Origin of the sequence: Stenotrophomonas sp. MMGLT7 (assembly GCF_021168555.1) — a bacterium.
GTDB lineage: Bacteria > Pseudomonadota > Gammaproteobacteria > Xanthomonadales > Xanthomonadaceae > MMGLT7.
Genome location: NZ_JAJOZS010000007.1, coordinates 44770 through 57806 on the forward strand (window position 1 = coordinate 44770; position 13037 = coordinate 57806).

Below are 13037 nucleotides of genomic sequence, written 5' to 3' on the forward strand. Positions count from 1 at the left end.
GGTCCTGCGCGCGCCCTGCTCTTGCGGTCATTTCGCTGCAAATGGGCGATTCCGACGCGCGAGATCGAGCGACGATGCGACAGCCGGGGAATCAGGCCCCGCATCGATACCATTCCGCACGACCCTACCAGCAATCGTCCACGGTACCGGAACCCGTTTCCCCTCTTGTGCCCTGCGCATTGATCGACAATGTCCCACACAAAGAATCGTTCTGCTTGCTGGAAGGCTTGGCCTGGATAACGAAGCTGCTCGCATCTGGCGTGCCTGAGAATTCCACCGTATAGAAGGATTCCAGGTCGTTGCATTGCGCAGGATCCGGCGCACCCGCGTATGTCAGCTTGGTCGTGTAGTAGCGCTCCATGAACTGCGCCCGCTCCTGCAGGCATACCTCGGCCGCCTTGCGCCGCGACTTGACGACGAACGACTGGTAGCTCGCATACGCTATCGTCGCCAGTATGGCCACGATCGCGACCACGATCATCAGCTCGATCAGGGTGAAGCCCGCCGCTTGCGCCCTGCCCGACAAAATATCCTTATCCGAGCGCAACAGTCCGGTGCGATCAAGCATAGGCATCACCATTCGGAATCACTCCCTTATCAATTCACGCCAGGAAACGCGAGACACCTCACCGGCCAAAGATTTTATCTTGGTGACCTCCGTGGTGCTGTCGTCAAGATTTGCATACATATAATTCCCGAGTGTCATTGATCCCCCCACACCGGAATCGTGCCCAATACCTGACACGGGATGCCCGTCCTTCTCGTCATCTGAATCGATAACACCATCTCCATTGACATCGAAGGTGCCCGAACTGGTCCGCCCCCCAGTAAATGGATCGATAACCATGGTAAAGCCAGTACCATTAGGACTGCACACATCGGAAGAGTTCGGAATACGCGTCGTGCCTACCAGGTTGAGCCCCTGGAAATAGTTGGGCACGATCATGCGCTCGCCGGTGTCGGGCAGATCGAAGTACCAGCCATTGGCACCCGCCTGCTCGTAGGATTCAAGCGTGCGCACGATAGTGCTGTCGGTCTCGGAAAAAGGACCTTGCGAGACAAGATCCACTTCTCTTAGCCCGCCGGTGATCTGCGTCCCGATATCGATCAGGCCATACCAAGTCTGCTGATCGGTATTGGCCATATCCGCCGAATTCAGGTAACGCCCGGTGCCGAACCACACCCAGGTTTTCAGCGTTGAGGGATTTTTGGCCACCAACGGAGCAGCGGTGATCGGCCTGGTCGTACCCGCTGCGAATAGCAGCTGCCGGCTACCGGAAGCGTTGAGGGCCGTGAATTTCCACAAATTACCCTTGAGATCGCCCGCGTATACGGTATCGACGATGCCACTTCCACTGGACGACCAAGCATTGACACCGGACAATCCGTTGTCGTCGCCTACGCCGGTGTCGATCGAGGTCACGCCTCCGTCGGCAATGCCGATCATCACCAACTGCGCGCGACCGGAGGAACTGTTCGGTCCGTTGCCCATCAACACACGCCAGTCACCGTCCGCCACCTGAGCGATGATGGGTTGCCCCAGGCTGTTTCCCAGCCGCGCATCGTCGACCTCCCACAGCAGCTTGGGAGACCCCGGCCGCGTCACATCGATTGCGAACACGCCATTGCCGCCACGCCCCATGGTGCCGACCAAGATGGTTTTCCAGGCACCGCCCACATATACGTCCGCCGCGGTGAGATAGCCATCGACCGTATACTCGTGTTCGTAGCCAGGTTCCCAATACCTGCTCTGGATCAGCTTGGCCAGCGCGGCGCTGGGCATGAAGGAAAAGAGTTCACTGCCATTGTCTGCGTTGAAGGCATGCAGCATGCCATCGTTGGCTCCCACGTAAATGACGCTGGCGCGCGACGCGTTGTTGGCCGCAAAGGCGGCGTATGTGCCAGACCCGCTGAATGACTGTCGGGAATATAGATTCCCGTTGGGCGCTCCCACATAGGTTGGCTGCGAATTGACGATGTCGCCCAGCACGCTCAAGCGATTACGCAGACTCCCGCCATTCGCCATCTCACCGGAGCGGTCCCCACGGATGTAGTTGACCTGCTCGGCCGTCAGTCCCGGCACAGCGCCCTGGAATGGAGCCTGATTGGCGCCATAGAATATCTGCCGTGACTTTGTGCCGTTGCTGCCGGTGGTTTCATTGGTGGGTCCCCAAAGCGGGAACAACGTCGTCGCCGCCCATGACTGCGTCAGCGCTCCAGTGCCGGCATTCACGCTATAGGCAAGCAGTTCGCCGCCCCATTCATTGTTGTTGCCAGTGACGAACTGCCCCTGATAGATCCTGGTGCCTTCTGTCAGTCGACCAGTGTTACTGGCTAGCGAGCCGGACGACCCGCGAAGATTGTCTATTATGTTTTCGAAGGCTTGGCGCAAACTCTCAACCATCTTGTCGGCATCGCTGGCCACATAAAAATTGTCAGGGCGCGGATAGCTGTTGGCACTAGTGACGACTCCACCGTTGGTGCCACTCGCAAGATAGTCCGAGGTGGCATGCCACAATGCCTCTTCGAGTCCATTGGCCGTCAGGGGATCGAAACCAGCCGGCACTCTGAAACCACCGTACTTGGTTGCCAGCCAATACTGATTGCTTTGCTTGGGCTCCAGAAACTGATTTTCTCTAACATCAACCCAGTAGGTTGAAAGGCTCTGGCTGCCAGCCGTATTGGACTTCTGGGCGTCGTCCTCACGCAAGTCGGAGGTGTGCGCAAAATAAGCAAGCCCGGCGATATATGCGGAGTTCCCACGCCCACTGAAATCCGCCGATGCAGATTTATTTATGCCTTCGAGATCGAAAATCTTCTGTGTATATGTCTCGGCAATCTTCTTGTCCGCGTCAGGAAGGTCGTGGTCAGCATGTGTATAAACGTCACCAATACCGAGGGCGGCATTCACCTGACAGGAGTAACGTATTGGATCGTCCCAGTTGGTGATAACCGGAAACCCGTCTGCCTTGTTGTAATCGATGCCGCTTGAGTAAGCGGCAAGATTTCCTTGCCCGCGAAAGTATCGGATCGCTGCGTAGTACAGCTCACTCACCGGATCGTTAGCCTTTGCGCTCTGCGCCGTCATCTGACCGAACTTGTTCAGGTAATTGATGACACCGCTGTCCGCCACGCCGTATCCGGTGGCAGTGGCATCGGCTGGATCCGGATTCCGATACTGAACGCCGGTCTCGGTATCCCATTCCCTGTTCCCGTTGGCTACGGTACCGACCTCGGGATAATGCGTACTGGGGCCCACGAATTTCTGGCGGGCCCGCATGACACCACCATTGCGCTGGTTTCCGCTCTCGTTCAGATAGCCGAATATGCTGTAGGTCAGCTTGCTCGAATACTCCTGAACGAGCCCCTCCGGCTTCCAATTGCCATTGGGGTATTGCTTGCAGTTGGATTCGACCTCCCCCACGGAAGGGTCGCAGACCTTCACTCGCACGCTCAGGGTGAAAACGGTATTCCAATCCTGTCGGGAACAATTTTTCCCATTGTAGGAAACGCAAGTTCCGTTCAGCCCATACTTATCCGGATCATAAGCAATAACGTTGGCCGATGACGCGGTGTCCAGGTTCTCGTAGTTCGTTATCCACATCTGGTTACCGAGCCCACCGATGCGGACCCTCAATTTACTCCAAGCGGAAGGAGCAGAGTCCTTAACTGCCTGGTCCGTTATGGTCGTTATCGGAAAAAGGCTGTTCCGGTCATGCCGCGCCTTTTCGAGCCACGTTTCCGATGCCGTATCCTTGACGCGATATCCTCCGGTCAGCGCCTTTCGGAATGGATCGATGGTCTGGGTGACGGCCCAGTTGAGATAATTTCCGCTCCATTGCTTGTCGGAAGAACATTTATGCGAAACTGCACTGGAAGCGGGATAGAAATGCCTGTTGCTTTCCTCTGACTCGTAGTGGTACAGGTAGCACTTCTCGGAATCGAAATATCCCGAATATTTCTGATCCGAGGAATAATCTCCAATATGGGCCTTGCTGATGATCGTCGGATACTCGACCGAAGGCACCAGCGCCAGATTCCCCGGCACGTCGCTACCGATGTAGAGCGGACGCGTCTCGATTTCCACCGACACCGCCGTGACCGAGCTGAATGCCGCGATCAGACCTACCAGGAAGGCGGCGACGCGGTTGCCTGGCTGCTGGCCGCCGGGCGCGGTAGCACGGACATGGATTTTCATGGTGTTTCCCCCGGCGCGGGCATTCCGCGCAGCTGTACAGGTCTCATTTGACGGTGATGTTCGACTGCAACACCACCAACGAGCGGTTGGAACCATTCGCCGGGTCGTGGCTGCGCGCGATGATCCGGTAGAAGGACTCGAGCTGCACGCCTCCTCCACTGCCGTACTGGTTGGCATTGGCGCTGTAGCCCAGGCTCAGTTTGTCGACACTGTCCCGTTGCCCCAGGTACTGGATGTAGTACTGAGGCCTACCGGCCGAAAGCGTCTGCGGGGCGGTGCCGTCAATCCAGCCGTTGGCCCCGCCTGTATAGGCATCCGCCGGCGGCACCGGGCATGAAGCCGTTGTCGAACTGCAGTCGACGCCAATCGCCGCGCCAGCAAGCACCGCGTTGCGCACTGCGGCCTCCGCCTCGCGCAAGGCCGACTCGGCCGCCTGGAAGGCCAGACTGCGGTCGTACATGTTGGAGCTCATCCGCTCCCGTAGCGTGACGCCACGCACCACGGCAAGCCCCAGCAACGTCACCACCAGCAGCATGATCAGCACGACGAACAGCGACATTCCATGCTGTCGATTCCAGCCGGGTACACCCGGACGCTCCGCCTTTCCCTTGTTCAAGTCGCCGGTCATATCGTGCGGCTCCTCAGCGCCACCACATGTTCCAGACGACGCTGGAGCGGTGCATTGTCGGTTCCGGTCGCCTCGCTGCTCTGGCTCGTCAGCGCGATGCGCACCGCGGTGACCGCCGTCCAGTCGCTCACTGCGGCAGCACTCACATAGCTGGCCGCACCGGCCCCCAGCAGGTACTCAAGTTGCATGTCGGCCACGCCTTCCACCATCTCCTCCCTGGCGCCGTTGTCCACCACGCGGAACAGCGATCTGCCGCCACGTCCGTTGTCGGCAACGAACCATCGTGTCCCGTGCAGCTGGCTCACCACGGAATTGCGTGGATACACGTACGGCACGTCGGAGCAGGCAGCGGGCTTGGTATTCAGACTGTCCTTGCAATTGCCACCGGAAGCTGCATGTTCGATCGTCGTCGCACTGGCTGCGCTGGCCTTGAATATCGCCAGCTGCGCGGTATCGCAGACCATCACCACGTCGCCGGCCGTGATCCCGGATGCGCTGTCCACCGTCAGCGTCGTGCCGGAATGACCCTCCACGTTCGCCAGCACGTCGCCGACGGCCAGGACCTGGAGGACATCGGTTCCCGCCACGCTGCCGAGCCCGGCCGGACCGCCGTTGTCGTAGCCCTGCAAAGGCACCGCCCAGTTCGTCCACCAGTTCGTCGTGGCATCGTCGACCACATTCGCAACCGGCAGTCCTATGTCGCAGGGATTGCCCCCTGCCTCGCGCACATCGCGCGCCATCAGCTCGAAGGCCATCTGCAGTGTTTCCTGCACCTGCCCGAGGCTTTCGGTAGTCCGGTATGCCTGCCGGTTGGACAGAAAGATGCCGATGGCCGCGCCGACCACCAACAGCCCCAGCAGCATGGAGACCATCAGCTCGATCAGGCTCAGGCCCGCGGCGCGGTGGGCCGCCGGCGTTCGGATGCTACGTCCGTGTCTCATAGCTGCACCGCCGTTGTCACCTGGCGTTTGGTTCCGCCTTCATGGTTGGCCGCCTGTTCGCCGTCACCGCCCGCGACCGCAGTGGCCCGGCTGTCGTCCCACTGGACGATGACCGTGCACAGGCCGGCGTTGTCGCAGGACACCTGGCCGCAAGCGGTTTCATCGTCAGTGGGCTTGCCGAACCCGGCCTTGATCGCCGAAATCCATTCATGCAGGTCCTCCTGCGCCAGAGAGCCGCCGGCCGGTGCCTTGCACTGCATCGAGCTCTGGTTGTAATCGCCACTCAGGGCGGCGGCCCGGTTGGCTCGCATGGAATCCAGAATGCTGTAGGTCTGCGCAACGGCCTGGCTGCGCTGCAGCGAACTCTGGCTGTTCTTCAATGCGGTGGCCTGCATGGCGGCGATGCCGAGCAGGCCGATCCCCAGGATCAGCACCGAGATCATCACTTCGATCAGGCCGGCGCCAGATTGCGTTGCCGCCCTTCCATGCGGAATTCCTCGCTTCACGGACACTCCCCTGCCCCACTCCTGGATGCGACCGAAATGCGCCCGCCTGACGATATGTTGACGACTCGCTGATTCTCCTGCGGACGCGTCGTCGGCAGGCAGGCAATCAGGGTGCCGCCGCCGGAAGTGCCATCGGGGCGGAACGTCACATCCGCCGCACCGGCCGTAACCTGCACCCCGGAACTGCCGGGTATTCCCTCCTGCATCACGTTTCCGCCGGAAACGACCAGCCAGCGGCTCCATTCCCCGTTACCGTCCGCGCACGAACTGCCATCGGTCGTGCGGCACAGATGCGCCGTGCCATTGGCCCTGATCGCCTCGGACTTGGCCAGTTGCGCCATGACCACCAGTTCGTTCGCCTGTGCGACCAGGCGGTTGCCATTGATGGTCGAGGTGAAGCTCGGAAGCGCGACCGTCACCAGAACGGCAAGCACGGCCACCGTGACCATGAGCTCGATCAGGCTGAATCCCGCGCCCTCTTTCCAGGCTCCCCGGCCCGCTTGCATAAGCATCCGAACATCCCAGCGTTTCCCCTTTTCCAATCTACCGCGGCAAACACGGCCTGCGCCATATCCAGCCCGACCAATGGTTGGATCCTGTCCACGAACGGCAACGCAGTCCGTTCGCACTCGACCGACATGCATTCGTACGCATGCTTCTGGCAGGAAAGGGATGCGAGCGGTCTGTCGCCGATGCTCCCGGGGAATGCTGCAGATACACTTCCCGGGGACTTCAAACGCCGACGCAGCATGATCGACTGTCGTTGCCCGACACTTTCCGGGCATCATGTCATCGGCCCGGAACGATCGCGATCATGCCCAAGTCACTCAAGCCGCTGGACGCGCTCTGGCAGCCCCCGGTCATCGTGTGGACAGTCCTCGCCGGCGAGGGAGTGGCGGCCATCCTGACCCTGGCCGCGCAACCGGCCAACGGCGCATTGACCTATTTCGGACTGGCCTCGCTGATCGTGCAGTGGATCTCGATGCTCGCATTGAGCGGCCTGTATCTCCTGCGCCGCCCGTTGGCGCGCCTGAGTTCGCCCTGGGTCGCCTGCATCGCCTTGGCATTGTTGATGCTGTCCGCGTGGCTGGTGTCCGGTGCGGCCTGGTGGCTGTTCCACAACTCGGGCGGAACGATCAGCCAGGACTGGCAAGCGCTGGGGCTGCGCTTTGCCGCCATCGCGTTTGTCGTGGGCGTGTTGGGGCTGGCCGCGTTCTACAACCACTGGCGGCTGCAGCAACTGGCGCTGAGGGCCAAGCAGGCCGAACTGGAGGCGCTGCGCGCCCGGGTGCATCCGCACTTCCTGTTCAATACCTTGAACACGGGCGCGACGCTGGTGCACCAGCGTCCGGCCGATGCCGAGCAATTGCTGCTGGACCTGGCGGACCTGTTCCGCGCCGCATTGACCGGGCCTCAGGCAATCCCGCTGGGCGACGAACTCGCGTTGGCGCGGCATTACCTTGAGATCGAGGCGCTTCGCTTCGGCGAGCGCCTGCACATCGTCTGGCACCTGCCGGAAACGATTCCTGCAGCGGTGATCCCGACGCTGTCGTTGCAACCGCTGGTGGAGAATGCCATCCGCCACGGCATCGAACCCAGCCCATCGGGAGGCGAGGTAGCGATAGCTGTCGCGGAAACTGCTGGCCAGGTCGAAGTATCCGTGCGCAACCCCTTGCCTGTCGCCATCTCGCCTACCGCTGGCCACCGCATCGGCCAAGACGCAGTGGGCGCACGGATCCAGACACTGACCGAAGGGCGCGGGCAACTGGAAACAGGGATCGTGGACGGACAGTACGTGGCGACGATCCGGTTGCCGTTGCCATAAGTGGCGATGACGGACTGCAGGCGCCCTACGACACGACCCGGTAGCAGGGCTTGTACTCGCCGGATATCTTCATCCGCCGCTGCTCGACGAAGCCGCGCAGCAGCGCGTCCAGCGCCTGCATCATCGCCGGGTCGCCGTGGATCTCGAACGGGCCGAACTGCTCGATCCTGCGCATGCCGTCCTCCTTGACGTTGCCGGCGACGATGCCGGAAAACGCACGGCGCAGATCCGCCGCCAGCGCGGGCGCGGGCCTTCCGTAATGCAGGTCCAGCGCCGCCATGTCCTCGTGGGTGGGAACGAAGGGCTGCTGGTACTCCACGGGAATGTCGACCGACCAGTTGAAGTAGAAGGAGTCCTTCTGCGCGATGCGGTGTTCGCGCACCCGCTTGATCCCGTGCGCCATCTTGCGCGCGACCGTCACCGGATCGCCGACGACGATCTCGTAGCGCGAGGCCGCCTCGTCGCCCAATGTCAGGCGGATGAACCGATCGATCTGCTCGAAGTACGGCGCCGCGATCGTGGGACCGGTCAGCACCAGCGGGAACGGCAAGTGCTGGTTGTCCTCCCTGAGCAGGATGCCGAGCAGGTAGAGGATCTCCTCCGCCGTGCCGACGCCGCCGGGGAACACGATGATGCCGTGTCCAAGGCGCACGAAAGCCTCCAGCCGCTTCTCGATGTCCGGCATGATCACCAGGTGGTTCACGATCGGATTCGGCGACTCGGCGGCGATGATGCCCGGCTCGGTGACGCCGATGTAGCGGGTATGGCTGCGCCGCTGCTTGGCATGGGCGATGGTGGCGCCCTTCATCGGCCCCTTCATCGCTCCCGGGCCGCAGCCGGTGCAGATGTCCAGGCCGCGCAAGCCAAGCTCGTAGCCCACCTGCTTGGTGTACATGTATTCGTCGCGCGAGATCGAATGCCCGCCCCAGCAGACCACCAGGTTGGGGTCGGCCGGCTGCAGGATGCGGGCATTGCGCAGCAGCCCGAACACGGCATTGGTGATGCCGTCGGAAGACTCCAGGTCGGCGGCATACTCGGGGCCCATCTCGATCGCCATGTAGGCCAGGTCGCGCACTACCGCGAACAGCAGCTCGGCGACACCGCGGATGATCTCGCCGTCGACGAAGGCCATCGCCGGCGCGTTGCTCAGGTCGATGCGGATGCCGCGGTCCTGCTGGGTGACCTGGATGTCGAAATCCGGGTACAGGTCGCGCGCCGCGCGCGGGTCGTCCGACGAACTACCGCTGGTCAGCACCGCGAGCGCGCATCGGCGCAGCAGCTCGTGCATGCCGCCGATGGAGGCGTCGCGCAGCCGCGCCACCTCGATCCGCGAAAGGATGTCCAGACCGCCGCGCGGGTAGACCCGCGCATCCACCACCGGCAGCGCCCTCGCAGCCGTACTGCTGTTTTCCATGTCTTGCTCCTCGATACAGGCGCCGGACTGTAGCGCACTCGCCCCCACAAAAGAAAACGGCCGGGTTGCCCCGGCCGTTTGGATGTTGCGGATACCACCGATGGATCAGAACTCGTACTTGAAGGTCAGCAGCGCCGACCAGCGCGACACGACGCGGGACGGGTAGCCTGAGTTGAAGTCGTACTCCGAGAGCTGCTGCGGCGAATTGGAAGACAGGTCGTAGACATAGCTGCCATCCGCGTTGACCTTGCTCAGGCTCGCCAGGTAACGGGTGTCGAACTCGCCTGGATTCCTGGTGACACCCCAGTCCTTGTTGAGCATGTTCAGGAAGTTGTAGATGTCCAGCCGGATCAGCGACTTGTGCTCCTTGAAGAAGCCCGGCAGTTCCTGCTGGAAGCTCACGTCGAGTTGGTTGACCCACGGAGAACGGTCGCCATTGCGCTCGGCGATGCTGCCGCGGTGAGCGGCCAGGTAGGGATTGCTCTCGATGAACGCATTGAACGCGGCGATCTGCTCGGCCGTGGCCGCATTGCTCCCGTAGACATAGCTCACGATCGGATCGTTGACCAGCGGGATGTAGGCCGGATCCTGGAAGATCCGGTCGCCATTCGGGTCGCCGTCGATGATCCAGGTGTACGGCAGTCCGTCATGACCGTTGTAGAAGGCGGTGACACTGGTCTTGTAGTCGCCGAAAAAGGCATGTTCCCAGCCCAGCGAGAGCTTGATCGAGTTGCGGATCTCGCGGCTGGCAGTACCGGCGATCTCCTCGTTCGGGTTCAGGCGGGAAACGTACTGGTAGCTGGACCATGCCTGCGAACTGGCATCGGAACCCACCTCGGTGGCCTTCGTATAGGTATAGCTGATGTTGCCGTACCAGCCATTGGCCAGCGGCTTGTCCAGCGAGAAGGTCACCGCGGTGGACGAACCCTTGTCGGTGTTGGTCAGCACGGTGGAGTTGTACTGGTAGCGGGGATTCAGGCCACAGTTCTTGTTGGCACTGTTGTCCGCACCACCCAGCGTGCACCAGTAGCTGTCGCGACCATCGGCCAGTTGCCCCTGCGCCTGGCCGATGTTGAGCGCCTTGTAGTACGCCCCGTCCTTGTTCTTGAGGTGCTGGATCTCGACCGAACCCACCAGGCCGTACCACGGCAACTCGGCATCGTAGCCCAGGCTCACTTTCCACACGGTCGGCAGCTTGAAGTCCGGATCGATGCTGTCCATCTGCGCCGCGCCGGTAGCGGTCAGGTTATCCGGGACCGGCTGGTTGTACGGATCGACGCTGAACGGATAGTTTGCCCAGTCATCCGTGGTGAAGGACGTCGAGGTCACACCGTTGTTCTGGTAAGGGTTGGCCAGCCAAACGAACGGCGGCACGCTCTGGAACAGGCCGACGCCACCGCGCAACTGCGAATAGCGGGGGGTGTCGAAGCTGTAGTTGAACGAGAAACGCGGCAGGATGACCTTGTTGCTGCTGCCCAGCTTGAAGTCGTTCGGGAAGCCGAAGGCTTCTTCGAACCCATCGTTCCTCGGCGGCGCCTTGTCGGCCTTGGGAATGTTGGCGCGCACGCCATAGGTCAACGAGAGCTGGTCGTTGACCTGCCAGGTGTCCTGGATGTAAGGGCTCCACTGGCTGAACTTGATGGTGGCTGCGGTATCGGCCTCGGTGTAGCCATCGGTCGGCCGGCGCACCGTATACGAGTAGTACTCGCCGTTCCTGAAGTCATCGATGCTGTTGAATATGTACACGCCATGCAGGTCGCGGCCGTACAGGTTCAGCGCCTCGTTCTTCTGGTAGTCGAAACCGGCCTTGATGGTGTGGTCGCCAGCGTAATAGGTGCCGAAAACCGAGCCCGTCCATGTCTCCGTGTTGATGGCGTTCTCGTGGCGGTTGCGATCCTCGCCCAGGCGCACGCCGTTGCCGCTGCCGCTGCTGTTGTTCGCAGTGGTGACGTTGATGGTCGGCAGGTCAATGGCGTTGCCGGCGATCTGGTCGAACTTCTGGTAGCTGAACTTGGCTTCGGTGGTGAAGTTGTCGCTCCAGTCACTGAACAGCTGCAGCGCAGTGTTCTTGGTGGTGCTTTCCTTGGTGTACCAGCGAGTGCTCAGGATCGCCGAGGAGGCGTTGCTGTCGTACGGCTGCGGCAGGGTTTCCTTGGTTTCCTGATAGGTCAGACTGGCACGATGGTAGTCGTTGATATTCCAATCGATCTTGCCCAGGTAGCGCTTGGTCTCCAGGTTGACGCCGAGGGCGCCATAGGTGCCAGGCTGGATGCCGTACACGTTCTTGGCGATGTCGATGACTTCGTTGATCTCGTCCTGCGAAACGACGCCGTTGGTGACGCCGTCGGAAGATGCCGCTCCGCCGAAGTTGGTGATCTTCTGCTCTTCATAGGATCCGAAGAAGAACAGCCTGTCCTTGACGATCGGGCCACCGATGGTCACACCCTTGGTTGTGTCCTTGTCGAACGCGGCGTAGTCCTCGCCATCGCGCGAACCAACCATGCTGCCAGCGTCCTTGTAGACGTAATAGGCCGAGCCGTGGAACTCGTTGGTACCGGACTTGGTGACGGCGTTGACGGCCGCGCCGACCACATCCTGCGACACGTCATAGTCGCTGACATTGATGTCGTAGGCGGCGATGGTGTCCACCGAGATCGGCGAGCCGGTGTACGGCATGCCATTGGCATTCAGGCCGAAGGGGTCGCCCTGCGACAGGCCATCGACGGAGATGCGGTTGTAGCGGTTGTTCACACCGGCGACGGAAATCGCGCCCGTGGCTTGGTTGGTCACCATGATGCGCGGATCCAGACGTGCCACGTCGTCCAGCGAACGGCTCCCCTGAGGCGTCAGTTCCAGCTGGCGACCACTGATCGAGGTTCCCACGCCCTTGTTGTCCGAAGTGAACACGCTGGACCCGGCTGCCGCGACCGCGGTAACGGTTTCCAAGGTCGTCACGTCGCCGGTCAAGGCTGCATTGACGGTGCTGACCTGGTTCAGGTTCAGATAGACGCCATCCTCGGTCTTGGTACCCTCGCCCGGCTTGGTGATGGTGATGGTGTACGGACCACCCACGCGCAGACCGCGGGCGTTGTAGCGGCCGGCGGCATCGGTGGTTGCACGGCTGACCGTGCCCGACTCGGCATGGGTGATGGTCACCTCGGCTCCCGCGACCGGCTGGCCGCCGGAAGTGGTCACTAGGCCACCGACACCGGCGGAGGTGCTCTGGGCGAAGACGGGAGCGGTGGCAAGCGCAGCCACAAGCCCAAGCGTCAGCTTGGACATCCGGATACGGCGTGGGTGGTTCATTTGATAGCCTCGGTGCAGTTGGCGATGGCGGAAAACACACGCAGCCCAGGCACAGGAAGCCGAGCTGCGGCGAGCTTAGAGGTCCTTTGCCGGCGGCCGGTTACAGCCGCAACGGTTAACGACAGGTTAACACGCTAAGGCGAAGTTGTGACGGTGTCATGACATTTATTTCGCGACGCACAAACAACCGGCACCATTGATTGCGTGCATTGCGTCACA

The 13037-nt window shown here is 61.5% G+C and carries 9 protein-coding genes; 1 reads left to right on the forward strand and 8 read right to left on the reverse strand.

From position 1 onward, the window contains the following. Positions 1-124: 124 nt before the first annotated feature. The 6 genes from LRX76_RS10610 to LRX76_RS10635 all read right to left on the reverse strand — a co-directional run bounded on the left by LRX76_RS10610 (position 125) and on the right by LRX76_RS10635 (position 6785). Positions 125-568 (reverse strand): type IV pilin protein, encoded by a 444-nt coding sequence (locus LRX76_RS10610; RefSeq protein ID WP_269450827.1) that lies wholly within the window; start codon positions 566-568, stop codon positions 125-127. Positions 569-586: 18 nt separating this feature from the next. After that, positions 587-4198: a PilC/PilY family type IV pilus protein gene (locus tag LRX76_RS10615; RefSeq protein WP_231804899.1), complete on the reverse strand. Its 3612-nt coding sequence runs from the start codon at positions 4196-4198 to the stop codon at positions 587-589. 43 nt (positions 4199-4241) lie between these two features. Then, positions 4242-4826, reverse strand: a complete 585-nt coding sequence (locus tag LRX76_RS10620) for a PilX N-terminal domain-containing pilus assembly protein (RefSeq protein ID WP_231804901.1) — start codon at positions 4824-4826, stop codon at positions 4242-4244. Then, the gene (locus LRX76_RS10625) at positions 4823-5698 is read right to left on the reverse strand and encodes a PilW family protein (protein WP_231804903.1); all 876 of its coding nucleotides are present in this window, start codon (positions 5696-5698) and stop codon (positions 4823-4825) included. The genes LRX76_RS10620 and LRX76_RS10625 overlap by 4 nt, the downstream gene beginning before the upstream one ends. 65 nt (positions 5699-5763) lie before the next feature. After that, positions 5764-6273, reverse strand: coding sequence for a type IV pilus modification protein PilV (pilV, locus tag LRX76_RS10630; RefSeq protein WP_331716771.1), 510 nt, complete (start codon positions 6271-6273; stop codon positions 5764-5766). Then, positions 6270-6785 carry a GspH/FimT family pseudopilin gene (locus tag LRX76_RS10635; RefSeq protein ID WP_231804905.1) on the reverse strand — a complete coding sequence of 172 codons (516 nt, stop codon included), beginning with the start codon at positions 6783-6785 and terminating at the stop codon, positions 6270-6272. Before LRX76_RS10635 ends, pilV begins: the two co-directional genes overlap by 4 nt. A 302-nt stretch (positions 6786-7087) precedes the next feature. On the opposite strand from LRX76_RS10635, the gene LRX76_RS10640 reads away from it, so the two are divergent. Then, positions 7088-8098 (forward strand): histidine kinase, encoded by a 1011-nt coding sequence (locus LRX76_RS10640; protein ID WP_231804907.1) that lies wholly within the window; start codon positions 7088-7090, stop codon positions 8096-8098. Positions 8099-8123: 25 nt separating this feature from the next. Here LRX76_RS10640 and ppnN read toward each other — a convergent pair whose 3' ends face one another. Beyond that, positions 8124-9512, reverse strand: coding sequence for a nucleotide 5'-monophosphate nucleosidase PpnN (ppnN, locus tag LRX76_RS10645; protein ID WP_231804910.1), 1389 nt, complete (start codon positions 9510-9512; stop codon positions 8124-8126). A gap of 105 nt (positions 9513-9617) precedes the next feature. Continuing rightward, a complete protein-coding gene (locus tag LRX76_RS10650; RefSeq protein WP_231804912.1) occupies positions 9618-12707 on the reverse strand; it encodes a TonB-dependent receptor in 3090 nt (1029 codons plus the stop codon). Between the last annotated feature and the right edge of the window lie 330 nt (positions 12708-13037).